The sequence below is a fragment of the Candidatus Aegiribacteria sp. genome (assembly GCA_021108435.1).
Classification (GTDB): Bacteria; Fermentibacterota; Fermentibacteria; order Fermentibacterales; family JCC-6; genus Aegiribacteria.
The window spans coordinates 1-17,638 of sequence record JAIOQY010000030.1; the positions used below are offsets into that span (position 1 = coordinate 1).

At 46.4% G+C, this 17,638-nt stretch carries 16 protein-coding genes and 1 pseudogene; 13 read left to right on the top strand and 4 right to left on the bottom strand.

All coding sequences use genetic code 11. From position 1 onward, the window contains the following. Positions 1 to 154: 154 nt before the first annotated feature. Positions 155 to 826 carry an AbiV family abortive infection protein gene (locus tag K8R76_01650; protein MCD4846877.1) on the bottom strand — a complete coding sequence of 224 codons (672 nt, stop codon included), beginning with the start codon at positions 824 to 826 and terminating at the stop codon, positions 155 to 157. A gap of 322 nt (positions 827 to 1,148) precedes the next feature. Between K8R76_01650 and K8R76_01655 the strand changes: the two genes are divergently transcribed. Beyond that, positions 1,149 to 2,276, top strand: coding sequence for an integron integrase (locus K8R76_01655; GenBank protein MCD4846878.1), 1,128 nt, complete (start codon positions 1,149 to 1,151; stop codon positions 2,274 to 2,276). Continuing rightward, a complete protein-coding gene (locus K8R76_01660; GenBank protein MCD4846879.1) occupies positions 2,269 to 4,407 on the top strand; it encodes an RNA-binding transcriptional accessory protein in 2,139 nt (712 codons plus the stop codon). The genes K8R76_01655 and K8R76_01660 overlap by 8 nt, the downstream gene beginning before the upstream one ends. Here K8R76_01660 and cdd read toward each other — a convergent pair. From cdd to K8R76_01675, 3 genes are read right to left on the bottom strand one after another with little or no spacing between them, the layout of a single operon-like run. Beyond that, entirely contained in the window at positions 4,397 to 4,786 is a 390-nt protein-coding gene (cdd, locus tag K8R76_01665; GenBank protein ID MCD4846880.1) for a cytidine deaminase, read from the bottom strand. The two genes, K8R76_01660 and cdd, sit on opposite strands and share 11 nt — an antisense overlap. After that, positions 4,786 to 5,268 carry a cyclic nucleotide-binding domain-containing protein gene (locus tag K8R76_01670; GenBank protein MCD4846881.1) on the bottom strand — a complete coding sequence of 161 codons (483 nt, stop codon included), beginning with the start codon at positions 5,266 to 5,268 and terminating at the stop codon, positions 4,786 to 4,788. Before K8R76_01670 ends, cdd begins: the two co-directional genes overlap by 1 nt. A gap of 32 nt (positions 5,269 to 5,300) precedes the next feature. Further along, positions 5,301 to 6,902, bottom strand: coding sequence for an NFACT family protein (locus tag K8R76_01675; GenBank protein ID MCD4846882.1), 1,602 nt, complete (start codon positions 6,900 to 6,902; stop codon positions 5,301 to 5,303). A gap of 97 nt (positions 6,903 to 6,999) precedes the next feature. On the opposite strand from K8R76_01675, the gene K8R76_01680 reads away from it, so the two are divergent. The 11 genes and pseudogenes from K8R76_01680 (at position 7,000) to K8R76_01730 (ending at position 17,625) form a co-directional block, all read left to right on the top strand. After that, positions 7,000 to 7,881, top strand: a complete 882-nt coding sequence (locus tag K8R76_01680; protein ID MCD4846883.1) for a YicC family protein — start codon at positions 7,000 to 7,002, stop codon at positions 7,879 to 7,881. After that, a pseudogene (gene gmk / locus K8R76_01685) lies at positions 7,871 to 8,482 on the top strand (guanylate kinase). Before K8R76_01680 ends, gmk begins: the two are co-directional and overlap by 11 nt. A 686-nt stretch (positions 8,483 to 9,168) precedes the next feature. Beyond that, positions 9,169 to 9,918 (top strand): uracil-DNA glycosylase, encoded by a 750-nt coding sequence (locus K8R76_01690; GenBank protein ID MCD4846884.1) that lies wholly within the window; start codon positions 9,169 to 9,171, stop codon positions 9,916 to 9,918. Then, positions 9,915 to 11,270 (top strand): replicative DNA helicase, encoded by a 1,356-nt coding sequence (gene dnaB, locus K8R76_01695; protein MCD4846885.1) that lies wholly within the window; start codon positions 9,915 to 9,917, stop codon positions 11,268 to 11,270. Before K8R76_01690 ends, dnaB begins: the two co-directional genes overlap by 4 nt. A gap of 9 nt (positions 11,271 to 11,279) precedes the next feature. Further along, the gene (gene radA, locus K8R76_01700; GenBank protein MCD4846886.1) at positions 11,280 to 12,653 is read left to right on the top strand and encodes a DNA repair protein RadA; all 1,374 of its coding nucleotides are present in this window, start codon (positions 11,280 to 11,282) and stop codon (positions 12,651 to 12,653) included. Further along, on the top strand, positions 12,650 to 13,663 hold the full coding sequence (locus tag K8R76_01705) for a hypothetical protein (GenBank protein ID MCD4846887.1): 1,014 nt from the start codon (positions 12,650 to 12,652) through the stop codon (positions 13,661 to 13,663). Before radA ends, K8R76_01705 begins: the two co-directional genes overlap by 4 nt. 25 nt (positions 13,664 to 13,688) lie before the next feature. Then, complete coding sequence (ispD, locus tag K8R76_01710) at positions 13,689 to 14,669, top strand: 2-C-methyl-D-erythritol 4-phosphate cytidylyltransferase (protein ID MCD4846888.1); 981 nt, start codon at positions 13,689 to 13,691, stop codon at positions 14,667 to 14,669. Then, a complete protein-coding gene (locus K8R76_01715) occupies positions 14,551 to 14,847 on the top strand; it encodes a 2-C-methyl-D-erythritol 2,4-cyclodiphosphate synthase (GenBank protein ID MCD4846889.1) in 297 nt (98 codons plus the stop codon). Before ispD ends, K8R76_01715 begins: the two co-directional genes overlap by 119 nt. After that, entirely contained in the window at positions 14,844 to 15,458 is a 615-nt protein-coding gene (locus K8R76_01720; GenBank protein MCD4846890.1) for a DedA family protein, read from the top strand. The genes K8R76_01715 and K8R76_01720 overlap by 4 nt, the downstream gene beginning before the upstream one ends. Then, positions 15,455 to 16,879, top strand: a complete 1,425-nt coding sequence (gene glgA, locus K8R76_01725) for a glycogen synthase GlgA (GenBank protein MCD4846891.1) — start codon at positions 15,455 to 15,457, stop codon at positions 16,877 to 16,879. Before K8R76_01720 ends, glgA begins: the two co-directional genes overlap by 4 nt. Positions 16,880 to 16,986: 107 nt before the next feature. Continuing rightward, entirely contained in the window at positions 16,987 to 17,625 is a 639-nt protein-coding gene (locus tag K8R76_01730) for a hypothetical protein (protein ID MCD4846892.1), read from the top strand. The last annotated feature ends 13 nt before the right edge of the window (positions 17,626 to 17,638 follow it).

Consider the following 17,638-nt stretch of genomic DNA (forward strand, 5'->3'; position numbering starts at 1 on the left):
GTCGAGATCTGCTTCAGTTGCCACGCGAAGTGCAAGCAATTAGAGCCTCCTAAAAATGGGTGTGTAATAATCCGGCTAACGCTTCAAATCAGCAGGCTGCTGTAAGATTTTCTAGGAAGAAGCGGCAGCTCTGCTGCATTTGGTTGTTATAACTTCAATCTAATCCCAAGAATTGTTCTATGGGCAATTTACCTTCCTCGTATAGACCTTCCTGGGTCATAGCCTTAAACCATTCGTGTAAGGCATTTTTCATAGATTCCATTGATCCTTTCCAAACTGGCCGAATATGCTTTATCCATAGCTCTATTTCCTTAGTAGTATGCACTCTTTTACCTAACATTAGTTTAGCAATACTCAGAATTTCTTTCGCTGTATCGTGATCAATAACTTCTGAAGGTTGGGACCAATGAGCCTTGCCTAAGCAATCAGTGTAAAAAGCGATTTGCTTAAGATGATCCAGCAGAGCTTGATGTTCTGATTCATCATTGAACATTCCTCTAAACTCTTCAAGCTTTCTAGCACCTTTCGCAACGAAATCAGGAAATGTCCAAGAAGCATTTTTCTTAGTATGCGAGCGATAAGCCTTCCAGGCTTCCTTAACTTCGTTCCCATCCCTTGCTAATGCAAGCTGGCGCAAAATACTTACCTTCCCGGATTCCTCGATTGATAGAATTGCTAATGAGAGAGCGGAAGGGTAACTGCCAGACTTCAGTAGAATATCAGCATCATCTAGTAATCTTTGGGCGTTGGCTCTAGCAGCATTCATTCCTTCTGCTATCTGATGGGGTTTCAAGGTGTTTTTCCATTGATCCAAGCCTTTTGCCACCGTATCTCCATTCACGAGTTATAACAATTATTAGCTATATAAACTTTCCAGTCAGGATTGTTTGATAGTTATTCTGACTCAATTTAGTTTATTAGTATCATTAAGATATGTACTACCGTCAAGATTTATGTTGGGGGTTGTTGAAAAGCGAATTAGCATGTAATATTCAATTAGAAATTAGAGTGTATATACAAGGAGAAATGATATGAGTGTAGTTGATGAATATAGTGATTACCTCCGTTCAAACAGGTTGGTCACCGGGAACAGGGTCCAGTACTATTCTGGTTGGGTGAAAGCCTATAGGACAATGAAACGTCGGTATATGGAACCGTCTGACGAGAAAGCGAAACTGAGGTTTATTGAGCAATTGCGGAAGGACGGACGGGAAGATTGGCAGATAGAGCAGGCAGAGGATGCTGTCAGGATATATCTTGAGTTTAGAAAAAGAAGTGCCAGTTCTGACAATACTGTCATTATACCAGATGATATTCTCGAGAGGGTTCGGGAAGGTCTGAGGTTGAAGCACTATGCATATCGTACTGAGAAAAGCTATGTGCAATGGGTAGAGAGATATCTTAAGTATCTCGCAGGTATTGATGCTGATGCCAGCAGCTCGGAGAGGGTCAGAAATTACCTGACATATCTTGCTATTGATAGGAAAGTAAGTGCATCTACGCAGAACCAGGCATTCAGTGCTCTTCTTTTCATGCACAGAGATGTTCTGGGAATGGAACTGGAAGGTCTCAGAGATACTGTCAGGGCTAAGCGTGGACGAAAGTTGCCTGTTGTTCTTTCTCCTGCGGAGGTGATGAAGGTTCTGGAAAATTCATCAGGTGTTTCTCTGCTTGCACTTCAATTACTCTACGGTGGCGGGCTGAGATTGATGGAGGTAGTTCGACTTCGCGTGAAGGATATCGATTTCGACAACAACCTGATACTCGTCCGGGACGGTAAGGGAGGAAATGACCGTACAACACTGCTTGCTGAAGCCGTGAAACCTGATTTGATTTTGCACCTGGGGCATGTTAGAGGAATTCATGAGGATGATCTTGCTTCCGGAGCCGGGGATGTATGGATGCCGGATGCTCTTTCTCGCAAATACCCATCAGCAGGGAAAGAATGGGGCTGGCAATATGTGTTTCCATCGAGAGGGCTTTCACCCGATCCGCGTTCAGGCACAGTTAGAAGACATCATCTGAGCCCTGGAAGTATTCAGAGGGCAATGAAGAAAGCTGTCATGGCTGCCGGGCTGGTGAAGCATGCCAGTGTTCATACACTTCGACACAGTTTCGCTACTCATCTTCTCATGGATGGAGTGGACCTTCGAGAGATACAGGAATACCTTGGTCATAAGAGCATCGAAACCACAATGATCTATACGCATGTGATCCGGAATCTTCGGAATCCTGCAGTGAGTCCATTGGACAGACTGGAGATAATTCATGAATAACGTTTACCTGGGGAGGATATCTTCTGAATTTGGTTTGAACAGTAACAGGGTTGCTGCGGCTGTTTCATTGCTTCAGGAGGGAGCAACAGTGCCGTTCATGGCAAGGTATCGCAAGGAAGCAACCGGAAGTATGGATGAGGTTACGATAGCGGCTATCCGAGACCGGCTTGAACAGCTTCTGAAACTGGATAATAGAAGAGAGGCAATTCTCCGCTCCCTTAAAGAAAGGGAATTGCTTACGGATGAACTGAAGAAAGAACTTGATGATGCTGAAACACTCACAACGCTCGAAGATATTTATCTGCCTTTCCGTCCCAAAAGGCGTACACGGGCAACCAGAGCCCGTGAAAAGGGCCTGGAACCTCTCGCGGAAAGGATACTGCTTCAGAGAGGCGAGAATCCTTCCGAATACGGAATGGATTTCATTGATCCGGAAAAGGGTGTTGAAACCGTGGATGATGCTCTTGCAGGCGCACAGGATATTATCGCGGAAAAACTTACAGAGATTCCCCGGACGAGAGAATCCATGCGTCGATATTACTGGGGAAAGGGAGTTTTTAAAAGCCGCGTCAGATCAGGGCAGGAGGAAGAAGGATCCAAGTTCAGAGATTATTTCGAGTGGGAGGAGTCTGTCGGGAAATGTCCTTCGCATAGAGTACTGGCTATGCTCAGAGGGGAGAAGCTGAATGTACTTTCCCTGAAAATTACTGTACCGGAAGAAAGAGCAGTTGAAATCGTTGCATCGAACTGGATAGAAAATCCCAGGTCAGAAGAGGGTTTGCTGATTCAGGAGGCTGTTCTGGACGGATATCGCAGGCTTCTTGCGAAAGCGATGGAAACTGAAACAAGACTCAGGAGCAAAGAGTCAGCTGACGATGAAGCAATTGCTGTGTTCTCGGAGAATCTCAGAAAGCTCCTGCTGGCAGCACCGCTTGGATCTAAAGCTGTTATTGCGATTGATCCAGGGTTCCGGACCGGCTGTAAGGTCGTCTGTCTGGATAGACAGGGAGTTCTTCAGTGTAATACCACTATTTTTCCATTCATGTCAGAGGAAAAGAAAAAACAGGCAGGCAGCACTGTTCTTCAGCTGATTAAGCAATACGGTGTTTCATTCATTGCAGTTGGAAATGGCACTGCGGGCAGAGAGACCGAAGCGTTTCTTGCGGGGTTGGATTTTCCCGGTGGAGTCTCTGTTGTCTCGGTGAACGAAAGCGGAGCTTCGATATATTCCGCTTCCAAGGTTGCCAGAGAAGAATTCCCTGATCATGACATCACAGTAAGGGGTGCTGTTTCGATTGGCAGGCGTCTTCAGGATCCTCTTGCAGAACTGGTGAAAATAGATCCCAAATCGATAGGAGTCGGGCAGTATCAGCACGATGTGGACAGTCGCAAACTGCATAAAGCCCTTGATGATACTGTCACGAGTTGTGTGAACAATGTTGGTGTTGATGTAAATACCGCTAGTCGGCAGCTCCTTTCCTATGTATCGGGGCTTTCGTCCTCAGTAGCGGGTAATCTGGTTAAGTGGAGAAATGAAAACGGTCCCTTTTCATCCCGAAAGCAGCTGATGAAAGTTCCACGGCTTGGTGAAGCAGCTTATCAGCAGTCAGCTGGTTTCCTGAGGATTAGTGGTGGAAAGAATCCTCTTGATGCAAGCGCGGTTCATCCGGAAAGTTATTCGATCGTGCTTAGAATGGCAGATTCCCTTGAAGCAGGAGTGAGCGAACTGATTGAGTCTGAAGAACTGCGTCACTCAATCAGACTTGAAGATTTTATCACAGATGATGCAGGGTTGCCTACACTTCATGACATCATGGAAGAGCTTGAAAAACCCGGCAGAGATCCCCGCGAAGCTTTTCAGTTTTTTAAATTCGCCGATGTTCATGCTATGAAGGACATTTCGAAAGATATGATCCTTCCCGGGATTGTGACCAATGTTACGAATTTCGGTGCTTTTGTTGATGTGGGTATTCATCAGGATGGACTTGTACACATCAGCCAGCTGGCTGACAGGTATATCAGGAATCCCTCGGAAGTTGTTTCTGTGGGGGACAGAGTTACGGTTAAAGTGCTGGATGTGGATGAAAAGAGAAAACGGATATCCCTCTCACTGCGTGGAGTTAAGGACTGAGTTCGAAGCGGTGGGGGAGAAGCTGGGCAAGAGTGAAGGTTTTCGTTTCTTCCGGTCCAACTACTGTAATCGGGAGATCCTCCCGGCAGAATTCCGCCAGTACCTGCCTGCATGCACCGCAGGGAATAGGGCAGCCATCGGGTGAGTAGACTAGGATTCTTCTGAAATCTCTGATTCCTTCTGAAACAGCTTTGAACAAAGCGCTCCGTTCAGCGCAGATGGTCAACCCGAACGAAGCGTTTTCGACATTAACTCCGAAATGGAGTTTACCGCCTGTGTCCTCAATAACCGCTGCAACATGAAATTCCGAATAGGGACAATAGCAGGAGCTGATCAGTTCTTCAGCAATCTCCTGAAGCCTGACCAGATCATTCTCCATCAGAATGTTCGTTCGATGAACGGCAGCGATCTCAGTTTGTCATTTGCGTTTCTTAATCTGAGTGAAAGAACTTCGGAGAAAGCACGCACCACTTTCAATCCTATCCTGGGATTGTCTGTGAGAATATTAGAAATGTCGGAATGAGGTATTCTGGCTAATTCGATCTTGGTGTGAGAATAAACCGAAGCACTTCTGCTTCGGTGATCGAGAAGAACCATTTCGCCAAAGAAATCACCGGTGCTCAGGATTCCAAGAATCTGCTCAATGCCTTCATAGGTTCTTTTTGTAATACGTACTTTACCTGACAGTAAAAGGAATAGATGCTCACCAGGATCGTCTTCGCGGATTACTATGTTGTTGGCGTTCCACTCAGCGTATTCTGCCTTATCGATGAATAGTTCAAGTTCAGCAGGTTCCAGGTTGCGAAATAAGTACGCTGTTTTGAATATGCCCCTGTGCTCTTCAGTGAAGTTGCTGACCATGACTGTTTCCCCTCCCTTTCTCAGAATTCAGATCAAAACTTGTTTTTTTCTGGCAGCCTGTCCAGATCAACAAAAATGGTCTTTTCTCTCTTATAGATCACCTGTCCCGGTTTTCCTTTTCTTATACGACTGACATACTGTACCCTCGTATAATCGACAGGCACTACACCCGAAGATACTCCACTCCCCCTTGCTGCCGCCACTGCCGCTTCAAGTATGACCTCTGCCGAAGGGTTGTCCACCTTTCCATCAAGCTTGAGAACAACATGCGCTCCTGGAATCCCCCTGGCGTGAAACCAGTAATCTCCCCTCTTGCCGATCATGAAAGTAACCTCATCGTTATCTTTTGCGTTCCGCCCCGCGAAACATCTCCAGCCGCCGGTCAGTATGAATGGTGTATGCTCCCTGGGTCTGCTGGCTTTCTTTCTGTTTTTCTTCTGATAGTCTCCCAGGAGAGTGTTCAATTCGCCAATCGAAAGCGACGGTGCTTCGGCGAGGGAAGCATCCAGTGTAATTATCTCCTTTGTTATCACGATTTCATGTTCATTCAGATTATTTACCTCGATGTCTGCATTGGAGGCTTTTCTGAAGTAACGCTGGGCGTTCTCTACGAGGGATTTCGATAGTTTGAGCGGAATATCGTGTTCAACTCCATTCCAATCCGTTAGCAATATTCTCTTTAATCCCCTTCTTGAGTTGTTCTTTTCTGATAGAAGCAGATTTCCCCAGATTCTGAACGTATCAGGAGAAACAAGTGTTTCCAGCGCATTCATGATGTTCGATAGCCTTTTTTGCAGTTTTGTCCGTCTTCTGTGCAGAATTGATGTCCATAGATCAATCCTGTCATCCTTCAGACTGATTGTCCTGCTTGTCAGCTCTCCGGACAGGGGATTCTCAATTGGTTCTCCTTCTCCAAGCTGAATTGGAAGTGGTCCCTCAGGACCTGACCAGGGACTGAAATCCTCATTCAGAAGAGCCTGCTCCAGTATTTTTACTGATTCGAAAACAGAAAGTCCGGTATCCGAGGCATGTCTGATCAGTGCTCTTGCTGTTACAGGGCCGACGCCTTCCAGCGATTTGTATATCGTTTCAGCTGTTACTCCGTCTGCTGACAGTTCATTTCTGAGAATACTTGAATCGCACCACGATCCGGGTTGAAGTCCGGAGCCGGGAGGAGGTTTGTAAACCTGTCCTGGAGCTACTGTCCTGTATCTGCATTTACTGGATGATATTCTTCTGTGGCAGGCAAGAATTCTGTTATCAGACATCCGCATGAGAATAACATTGGCATTTCGTCCCGTTGCCTCAAAAATGAGCTTTACATCCTTTGATCCATAGAGAAGACCGCTTGCGAAAAGGATACACAGCATTCGATCTGATCCCTGTTGAGAAATTTCCTTTACTTCACCTCCTTCAAGGTGATGGCTCCATACGGGGGAAACGGGTTCTGTCATTTCTCTGTGCGCGGTCCACCATAGTCCTGGCGAATCCGGTCTTGCTGTCAGTACGAGCATGTTATCGCCAAATACAAGGCCATATCCGTTCGGTATGGGAACACCTATTTTGCTGCAGCGACTGCCCAGTATATGATTCCTTAAATAAGGTATCTGCGCACTGAGAAAAACACCGTCCAATGTGACTTCCTTTCATTGCGGAATTGGTGAAAACTCAGGATAATGTATAATATACTTCTTGTCGTGATGGGCAGCGTTTAGTCTGGAAGGACACTTAATGGAATCGATGACCGGTTTTGGATCTGCTACAGTTCGAAAAAATGATTTCTCAGTCACTGTTGAAGCAAAGTCCGTGAATCATAAGGCTATGAGCCCGACAATACGACTGCCGGACGTACTCTGGAATCAGGAACCTGTTGCCTGGAAGGCTACCGCTAAGTTGTTCGAGAGAGGCAGAATAAAGATTAACGTAAGGATTGATATCGAGGGAGAAGACGCTGCTTTACCCTCTGTCAACCTTGATGCTGTAAGGAAATACATTAAAGCAGCAAAGATTTTATCAGCGGATTTCGACTGTACGGATGAAGTGTCTGCAGGAGCGCTTTTCGGACTTCCCGGAGTAGCATCGATGACTGATTCATCCGGACTTGACAGCGGAGAGCTTTTCAGTGCTTTCAGTGAGTGTTTGGAGAAAGCGCTTAAAGCTTTGAAGGAAAGCCGTCTGCGGGAGGGAAATGCTCTTACGCCTGTTTTCAGGGATGGTTTCAGAGAAATCAGATCACTTGCAGATCCCATACTTCAGGAACAGAAGAAAAATGTTCAGGAGAGATTTATCAAACTCAAGGAGAGAATTTCCATTCTTCTTGATGATGTCAGACTGGATGAAAATCGCCTGATGCAGGAACTGGCTGTTCTTGCTGACAGGTCAGATGTCAGTGAGGAAGTTCAGAGGCTTCAGTGCCATCTGGATCATGCAGGGGAGATCCTGAATTCCGAAGAATCCTCTACCGGTCGCAGACTGGGATTTCTGATTCAGGAAATGCACAGGGAGATTAACACGATGGGATCCAAGGTCGATGATGCAGATATGTCCCTTTCGATAATCGAGATGAAAAATATCCTCTCGTCGCTGAAAGAACAGGTTTTGAATATTGAATAAGTCCCGAGGTATCCTTGTAGTACTGGCCGGACCTTCCGGTGCCGGAAAGACAACACTTGCACATCATCTGGTTAATACTTTCAGGTCAGCGATGTTTTCTGTTTCAACGACTACAAGATCTTTGAGGGGATCTGAGGAAGATGGATCGGACTATTTCTTCGTCAGCAGGGAGGAGTTCGAGAAGAGAATTGAAAAAGGGTTCTTTCTTGAATGGGCTGAAGTTCACGGGCACCTTTATGGAACATCGGAGGAGTGGGTTTCGGGGCAGATCGCTGAAGGACGGAGTGTAATCCTGGATATAGATGTGCAGGGAGCTCTTCAGGTAAAAGATGCCTTTCCGGAGTCAGTTCTGATTTTCATTCTTCCTGCATCTCCGGAAGTGTTGAGCGACAGGCTTATCAACAGAAGTACTGATGATTCTGAAATTATTCTTGAACGTATGAAGGCAGCAGCTTGGGAAACAGGCTGGATCGGTGCTTTCGATTACTTCGTTCGGAATGACAGGCTTGAGGACTCAGTCAAACAGGTGGAGAACATACTTCAGGGAGAAGGAAACAGACTTGTGAATATGCCTTTTCCCGATGAAGCCAGGGTTTTCGAATCGGATAGTTTCATTGGTCGTGAATACTGGAAAAACAGAAGAATCATCATTACATCCGGCCCTACAAGAGAACCGCTGGATGATGTCAGATTCATTTCAAACAGATCCAGCGGACTCATGGGATCAAGTATGGCGGAAGCATTCAGAGATGCCGGATCTGACGTGCTTTTTGTAACAGGGTCAACCTGTAATATGAATCCTCCGGGTGTAAGTACAGTTAATATCACAACTGCTTCAGATATGCTTGCTGTTCTCAGCAATGAAGTTGGGAAAGCTGATCTGCTGGTTATGGCTGCTGCTGTGTCAGATTTTAAACCAGCATCGTATATGCATGGCAAGATGGAACGGGCAGGGGAGTGTGAGTTGCAGCTTAAAGCTACACCTGATATTCTTTCGACCCTGAATAAGACTGTTGAATGCATGTGTCCTGTCCTTGCTTTTGCCCTGGAATTCGGAGAGGATTTTGAGGAGAAGGCTCTGAAGAAGATGAAGCGCAAAGGAGCACGCGCCGTGTTCATAAACAGGGGAGATATCAGCGGAATTGGTATGGAAGCGACAGGTAATGAAGGAATGATCATTTTCGAGGATGGTTCCTCTTTCATGATTCATAGATGCTCAAAACGATATGCTGCTGAACTTGTGATTGCCGCGATGGGCAGATATTTTATGAAAAGGACCGGCGGAGAATGAGCTGCACCGATAAAAGCAAGACCGGAAAAGCCGGAAAGTCTGACCCGTTCTGGAATTCTGTTGCGAGTTTTGATCTTGATGAGATATTTGTACTGCCAGGGTGGATCAGTAAACTTCGCGGAGAGCGGAATACTTCTGATAGAGATATCATCTCTGTAAGTATAGATTCCGAATTGGAGGCTCTTAAGACAAGAGTTGGCGATTGTTCGGGTTGTCGCTTAAGTGCCGAGCGGAACTCAATTGTATTCGGAGGCGGTAATCCTGCTGCCGGGATAGTAATCATTGGTGAGGGCCCGGGTGCGAATGAAGACAAGCTGGGAAAACCTTTTGTGGGAAGAGCAGGAAAACTTCTTGACAGGATTCTGGCGGCGATTGACCTTGATAGAACCTCTGTATTCATTACGAATATCGTGAAATGCAGACCGCCGGGTAACAGAACACCATCGAAGGATGAAGTGGCCGCCTGTCTGTGGATACTTGAGGAACAGATTAAGATCATGAACCCTGGTGTTATTCTAACTCTGGGGGCTCCAGCAAGCAGAACCATCATTGGAAGCACAGATGGAATTGGTAAGCTCCGGGGTTCAATTCACAGATATGGAGAGATACCGGTTATTCCCACATACCATCCGGCTGCTCTATTGCGAACAGATGCGCTCAGGAGACCGGTGTGGGAGGATATGAAGATGTTAAAACAGCTTTTACTGGAACTTGGACTTCCTCGAACTGAAAAGGATCAGGCATGACAGATCAGCAGGGGCAGCGTCCCCCACATAGCCCTGACGCTGAGAAAAGCGTACTTGGAGCCATGCTTCTTGATCAGGAACTAGCCGTTGAGGCTCTGGATGCCTTGAATACGCAGGATTTTTTCGACAGAAAGCATCGAAGAATTTTCCAGGCCTGCCGTGATCTTGACGCAAGGAACAGTGTAACTGACATGGTTACGGTAAGTGAAGAACTTTCGCGGAAAAAAATGCTGGAGGAAGCTGGAGGTATTGAATATCTTGCATCCCTTACTGATGATATTCCTCTTCTCTCAAACGTGCTTCAGTATATCAGGATTATCAAGGACAAAGCAATGCTGCGTCAGCTGCTCAAGGTCAGCAGAGAGAATATTCAGGAAGTGCTTGAAGGCACCGCGGAAGTGAAGGATGTGCTTGATAGCGCAGCCAGTAAAATTATGGCGATTACCGAATCGTGCACAATGGGGGAATTCAAACCAATTTCGCAGCTGGTGTCCAGAGGGATTGAGGATCTTGAGGAACTGCGGAATACAAAAGGGTTTGTTACAGGACTGTCCACCGGTTTTAACGAGCTTGACAGAATGACAACAGGATTCCATCCGGGGGAACTCATAATCCTGGCTGCCCGACCCGGAATCGGGAAAACCAGTATGGCTCTCAATATGGCAACTCACATCGCACGGGAGACAGATAGAGCTGTCGCCATATTCAGCCTGGAAATGTCCGACACCATGCTGACACAGAGAATGCTCTGCGCAGACGCTCATATTGGAACCAAACCGATCATTGAAGGAACACTTGCGCAGGAACACTGGTATGAACTTCAGGCAGCCGCTGACAGGCTTCAGCGGATGAAGATATTTATCGATGATTCTGCCAGTATTGGCTCAATGGACATCCGAGCGAAAGTTAGAAGTCTCAAAAGACGGGAAGATCTGTGCATGGTCTTCGTGGATTATCTCCAGCTCATGCGTGGAGAAGGAGAGAACCGGCAGCAGGAGATTGCAAGAATATCCGGTGATCTCAAAGCTCTGTCCAAGGAGATGGAGTTACCTGTGATGGCCCTTTCTCAGCTCAGCAGGATGGCAACAAAGCGCTCTGGTTCTCCAAGACTCAGCGATCTTAGGGAAAGCGGAGCGATAGAGCAGGATGCCGACCTGGTTATGTTCCTGCATCAGCCTGATATACACATCGAACAGGACGAGGAATATGAAGCTGAGGTTGACTATCTACGAAGAGAAACAATATTGAAGATAGGAAAACAGAGAAACGGTCCTCTCGGAATTGTAAATCTGATATTCAGGGCTGACATAACTCGTTTCTTTCCGGTGGATTCAGAAGGATTCGAGAAGTAGGGAGAAGGATTGGCCAAGAAGAAGACCCAATTCATCTGTAACGAATGCGGCGGCAGTTCTCCTGCATGGTCTGGAAGATGTCCGCATTGCGATTCATGGAACACAATGGTTGAGGAAGTGGTTGTCAAATCTGAAAGGAAATATGTCAATCAGCAGAACATCTGCCCAGTACCATTAACAGAGATACCGGAGATATCAGGAGAAAGACTGCAATCCGGAATTGAAGAGCTTGACAGGGTTCTTGGGGGTGGAGTACTCAAAAGTTCGGTTAACCTCATTGGGGGAGAACCGGGGATAGGAAAGAGTACTCTGATGATTCAACTCTCAGCAAAACTGGCTGAAGCGGGAGAGGAAGTCCTGTATTCAACAGGCGAGGAATCTGCGGAACAAATTGCCGGAAGAGCAAGAAGAACCGGATCCATGAATGAGAAAGTCACCATTCTTCCGGCGACTGATCTCGATCTTGTACTGGGGAATCTGGTTAATTCCGGAAGCTCAGTGCTTATTGTCGATTCAATTCAGACACTTTATTCGCCAGATCTTTCCAGTGCCCCAGGGTCTGTTTCCCAGGTCAGACACTGTACTTCAGAGATTATCAGAACGTGTAAGTCACGGGGAATAACCGCATTCATTGTGGGGCATATAACCAAGGCAGGTTCTCTGGCCGGGCCAAAAGTTCTTGAGCATCTGGTGGATGCGGTAATTTACTTTGAGGGAGAGGGCGATCGTTTGTACCGTCTTCTCAGAGCCGCGAAAAACAGATTCGGCTCAACAAATGAACTAGGTATTTTTGAAATGACGGCTGATGGGCTGATAAGTGTCAGTGAAGCCTCCGCTTACTTTCTTAGAAGGGATGATGCCAGAAGAACTGGGACTGTTGTTACCGCGATCATAGAAGGTACGAGACCGTTCCTTGTGGAAGTTCAGGCTCTGACAAGTACTACAAGATACGGGTATCCGCAGAGGAGCGTAAACGGTATGGATTCCCGCAGACTTCCAATGCTTCTTGCGGTTCTTGAGAAAAGATGCGGGATGGATCTCGGTAATCAGGATGTCTATGTAAATGTTGCCGGAGGAGCAAGTCTTGCGGATCCGGGAGCTGATCTTGGTGTCTGTCTGGCTGTTGCTTCCAGCAGACTTGATAAACCGGTAAGAAAAGGTATCACCGTAAGCAGTGAAATAGGGCTTGGTGGTGAACTCAGACCGGTAATCCATTTCGATTTGAGATTGAGGGAAACTCTCAATCTGGGATTCAAAACGCTGGCAGGAGCCTCTGACAACACCAAGAATGCCGGTAATGGAGCTGAAGGCTATCTTAATTTATTTGATTCAATAGAGAGCCTTCTCTCAGATAGTTCAGAAGAAGGAGGAAATTGGTTATGAAGATTTCGGGCTGGGAAGTACGTGTACTTTTCATTCTTGTTCTCGGCCTGCTGGGGACATTCGCATTTGATGGATTTTCACCATCCCCATGGTTCGGACTTGCAGGGATCGGAATTGGGCTGATAGCTGTTCTACTGCAGATGGCCTTCGTCAGACTTCCAGCTGATGAGATAATCTATACAACAGTTGGAGCAGTTATAGGGCTGGTTTCAGGAATTCTTGTTATCGTAGCCTTGCGTATGGGTAATCTTATTATGGCAGAATCCGGTGTCACACCACTTGTAATGATACCCTTTGTTTTCGCTTACGTTTTTGGGCATGTAGCGCTCACAAAGGGAAAGAGACTTGATCTTCTTACCGCGGAAGAAAAGAGTGAGACAGTCAATACTCCTGTTCTTGTTGATATGTCCGCTGTTATTGATGGAAGGGTGGCTGATCTGGTGCTTGCAGGTCTTGTAAGAGGTCCTTTTATTCTGCCCGATTCAATTCGAAGGAACCTTGAGGAGATGTCCGATTCTGACGATATCATCGAGCGAGGCAGGGGAAGACGTGGGGCCGAAACCCTCGAACGTCTTGAAGAAACAGCTGGAAATTCCGGTGGTCTTGAATACAGAGATTTCGGTAAACCTGAGAAAGAAAGGTTCCGTATACTCGACTTGCTTCGAAAAGAAGGATTGTCTCTTCTCAGCAGTGATAAGGATATTCTTGATATCGCGATTAAGGAGGGTAATCACGTAATCAATCTTGAGGAGGTTGGTCCCGCCTCAAGACCTGTTACTCTTCCAGGAGAGATCCTTTCATTGAAAATGATTCGTAAAGGGAGGAATCCCAAACAGGCTGTGGGATTCATGGATGATGGAACCATGATTGTAGTTGAAGGTGCTGAAGACAAGATAGGCGATACGATTGAGGTTCAGGCTCATACTACTTTCAGGTCTTCCGGCGGAACAATGGTCTTCGCCAGGATTCAGCAGAACGATAGAGATAGCAATCAGGAGCCAATGAAGTAAAGCAATACACAGAAAACCGGGGAGCATGCAAAGAAAAACCTGGGGAACCGTAATTGTTGCTGCAGGGACAGGGTCAAGATTTGCCTCCGATATACCCAAGCAGTTTCTTAAACTTCGAGGTAAACCTCTGATTGACTGGTCAATAGATACGTTTTCCAGTATAGCGTCGATCAGTGAAATCGTAGTTGTATTACCTCAGGATGAAGATCTGTGGAAACCATTCTGGAAACCTTCAGAAAAAATAAGGATTGTGCCTGGCAGCATACGCAGGCAGGATTCTGTTCAGGAGGGTTTGAGGGCACTGGATTCTCATATGTGGGTTCTGGTTCATGATGCCGCGCGTCCTCTTGTATCCGCAGGGGTTATTCAGCGGGTCATGAAGGGAACAGAGGAGACCGGAGCAGCAGTGCCAGTGGTATCAGTCAGAGATACAGTTAAGAGAATATCTTCTGAAAGCTTTGTCAGCGGAACTGTTCCAAGAGACGATCTGAAAATGAGCCAGACACCTCAGGGATTCAGACTGGATATACTTGAAGAAGTTCTTTCCTCTGCAACAGACGTTACAGACGAGTGTTCTGCGATGGAACAGGCCGGTCACGAGATTCTTGCAGTTAATGGAGATATTAGGAACATGAAGCTTACCGATCCATCTGATTTCGCGATTGTTGAGTCGCTTATATCTGAAAAGACAGAATCACGTAACGGAATCGGACTCGATTTCCATCCCTTTGTCAAAGGCAGACCTCTCCTTGTCGGAGGATGCAGAATTGATGGAAACATGGGACTTTCAGGACATTCCGATGGTGATGCCGTGTTACATGCCATTGCCGATGCGCTCCTCTCCGCCTCCAGGCTTGGAGATATCGGTATTCTTTTCCCGTCGGAAGATGAGAAATGGAAAAACGCGGACAGCGCGGAACTTCATTTCAAGAGACGGATGGATTATCAGACAGATCGATGTTACCGTTATTTCCGATTTGCCCAGAATCGCTCCTGTCCGAGATAAAATAATCAGCAGGATTGCAGGAATACTGAATGTCAGTCCGGAAACAATCTGGGTGAAAGGCACAACAACAAACACTCTCGGAGATATTGGTAAAGGTAAGGGGCTGGGCTGCATGGTCATGGCAATTGTCACCCGCTCCATTCCCGAAGCAGCATCTGAAAGTCCGGGAAATCAGTGATAGAGTATATTCTTGAATATCTGGCGAACAACCCACCCGGAATCTGGGCCGGACCACTGCTTGGAATAATCGCCTTTATTGAGACTTTATTTCCACCGCTTCCTGGAGATGTTCTATTCGTTGTCCTGGCAGGCTGGGCAATGATCGGTGGTCTTTCTCTCATTCTCGCAATTTCATTCGGGGTAGCCGGGTGTTTTTTCGCAAGTTGCATTCTGTTCTTCATCGGGCATGCACCCGGCAGGAAATTCGTGGATGGATGGCTTTCCAGGAAGGTTAATCCCATACGTGTGGAGAAAGCAAAATTACTGATCAGGAAACACGGACCAGTTATTCTTGCAGGAAGCCGATTCATTCCCGGGGTAAGATCCCTGCTCGTTCTAATGGCGGGAACGAGCGGTATGCGATTTACCGTGGCAGCTCTGCCTGTAGCGATAAGCGCAATTGCGTGGTATGTCATTCTTTCGATTGCCGGTTCAATACTCGGTAATAATCTGGAAGCTGTTGAAGGATTCATGAGACAGTTTGAAGTGTGGATATGGGGTCTTCTTGGTATCGTATTTATCGTTTTCATGTTGTTGAGAAGATTTTGCAGGAAAGGACAACAGGAATGAAGATTCTATTTGCCGCTGCGGAAGCGTATCCATTCGCAAGTACAGGAGGGCTTTCAGGTGTAACAGGATCTCTCCCCGTTGCACTGGAACGCGCTGGTCATGATGTAAGTCTGATAATGCCCTTCTATCGTGATATCAGGAATCTGGATAACTATGAGTGGGATAAAACGCAGTTCTCCACTTCAGCTGGAGAGAAATTCGGTCTTGCGAGAACCGTGTTTCCCAGAAGTAATGTTCCAGTATATCTTGTAAGCAAGGATGAGTATTTCGACAGGCCAGGTATTTACTGTACCAGTGATGGAGAAGCCTATTCAGATAGTGTGTCCAGATACGGTTTTTTCTGCAGAGCAGTTGTTTCCTTTCAGGAAAACCTTGAAAAAACTCCGGACATACTGCATTGCCATGACTGGCAGACTGGTCTGGTGCCGGCTTACGTTCGGAATTTTCGCAAACCTGCTGTTGTATTCACGGTTCATAACATGCATTACCAGGGGAACTTTTCCCCAGAGGAATTCTCTACTACATTCCTGCCATGGTCTCTCTATACAGTAGATGGATTGGAATATTTTGGAACTTTCAGTTTCCTCAAATCGGGAATTGTTTTTTCCGATTATATAACTACAGTCAGCAGTTCGTATGCAAAGGAAATCCAGACACCGCCATTCGGTGAAAACATGGATGGATTATTCCGCAGACGCTCGAACAGTCTGACAGGGATACTGAATGGAATCGATTACGAAGTCTGGGATCCGTCCAATGATTCCTCCATTGCAGCGAATTACAGCGCGCGATCCATTGGTCCGAGAAAAATTTGCAGGAACGAGCTTATCAAAAGGCATAATCTGAAATACAATCCTGATGGAATGATCATCGGAATTGTGTCCAGGTTCACCGGGCAAAAGGGGCTGGACCTGCTTTTTCCAATCGTCGGTAAACTTATCAGGGAAGGTTTGAATTTCGTCATTCTTGGGACCGGGGAAAAGCAATACATGGAGAAATTCAAAAAACTCTCAAAAAAGAATCCCGGCAAAGTTTCTGTTACTCTGGATTATAATGAAGAGATGGCTCGCTCGATATTCGCGGGATGTGATCTTTTCGTCATGCCAAGCAGATTTGAACCTTGCGGGCTTGCGCAGATGATGGCCATGCGGTATGGAGCCGTACCTCTTGTCAGAAAGACCGGCGGACTTGCCGACACAGTAATCGATGAGAAAGACAACGGTTTCGGCTTTGTTTTTGATGATGCTGATCCTGACGAACTGTTAAGAGCTGTCCTCCGAGCAAAGGGGCTGTTTGAGAACAGGCGCAAGTGGACATGGCTGAAGAAAAAATGCATGAAGCAGGATAATTCCTGGAACAACAGGGCTGAACCGTACAAACAGATATACAAAAAGGCAATTGATGTAAGGAGGGAAAGATAAAAGCTCCTGAGCATACTGTTAAATCTCTTCTTTCCGTATTCACTCAATTCTGGCGGACTGACAGCGCTTATTTACTTCTGAAGAATACCAGGACTGCCGGGATTGCAATGATTGCTTCTGTAATAATAATTTCTGCATCCGGGTACGTTCCAACACTGCTCATCAACTGGGACGAGGTGCAGGAAGAATGGACTGATGAGAGGAAACCTGAGCTGATAGGACAGGAATACTCTCCAGCACAGGCAGACAGTGTTATTTCGGGTGAGCTTTATGAAATACGGGGAATGATGGAAAGTCTCCCGCTTGCACGGCTTATTGAAAGAGGATTGATAGCTGTCATCGGTGCCCTGGCAGCGTTTGGAATAGTGTTCGCGATAGAGTCCAGGAAGGTTGGTAGAATTGGGGATTTTATAACATCTGCGATGCTGTCTCAGGCGGCATACATGCTTACCGGTGTACTGCTGGTTGTTATTGTCGTATTGTTTTCAATCCCTCCAACTATAAGGCTGAACCTTGCAGTGTTTATTCCGGTTGATACTCTTTCTCCAACAAGGATTCACGTTTTTCTGTACACATTTCTGAGCAATATTGACATCCCTTCAATTGCCGCGCTTCTTCTTTGGGGAAGGGGACTTTCAGCTATTCTAGGACGGAGGCGTTCATGGGGAATCCGGCTTTGCTTTTCTGTATATATAATTGGAGTTATGCTAATTTCTCTTCCGGTGATGTTCGCACCGGCAGCTTAAAAGGAAAGGAGTG

Bases quoted from the DNA above. Each gene is read 5' to 3' on its own strand.
- K8R76_01690 (MCD4846884.1), top strand. From the start codon at position 9,169: ATGAGCTGCACCGATAAAAGCAAGACCGGAAAAGCCGGAAAGTCTGAC.
- K8R76_01730 (MCD4846892.1), top strand. From the start codon at position 16,987: ATGATTGCTTCTGTAATAATAATTTCTGCATCCGGGTACGTTCCAACA.
- K8R76_01715 (MCD4846889.1), top strand. From the start codon at position 14,551: ATGAGAAATGGAAAAACGCGGACAGCGCGGAACTTCATTTCAAGAGAC.
- K8R76_01670 (MCD4846881.1), bottom strand. From the start codon at position 5,268: ATGGTCAGCAACTTCACTGAAGAGCACAGGGGCATATTCAAAACAGCG.
- K8R76_01705 (MCD4846887.1), top strand. From the start codon at position 12,650: ATGAAGATTTCGGGCTGGGAAGTACGTGTACTTTTCATTCTTGTTCTC.
- K8R76_01680 (MCD4846883.1), top strand. From the start codon at position 7,000: ATGGAATCGATGACCGGTTTTGGATCTGCTACAGTTCGAAAAAATGAT.
- K8R76_01660 (MCD4846879.1), top strand. From the start codon at position 2,269: ATGAATAACGTTTACCTGGGGAGGATATCTTCTGAATTTGGTTTGAAC.
- ispD (MCD4846888.1), top strand. From the start codon at position 13,689: ATGCAAAGAAAAACCTGGGGAACCGTAATTGTTGCTGCAGGGACAGGG.
- glgA (MCD4846891.1), top strand. From the start codon at position 15,455: ATGAAGATTCTATTTGCCGCTGCGGAAGCGTATCCATTCGCAAGTACA.
- dnaB (MCD4846885.1), top strand. From the start codon at position 9,915: ATGACAGATCAGCAGGGGCAGCGTCCCCCACATAGCCCTGACGCTGAG.
- cdd (MCD4846880.1), bottom strand. From the start codon at position 4,786: ATGGAGAATGATCTGGTCAGGCTTCAGGAGATTGCTGAAGAACTGATC.
- K8R76_01655 (MCD4846878.1), top strand. From the start codon at position 1,149: ATGGAACCGTCTGACGAGAAAGCGAAACTGAGGTTTATTGAGCAATTG.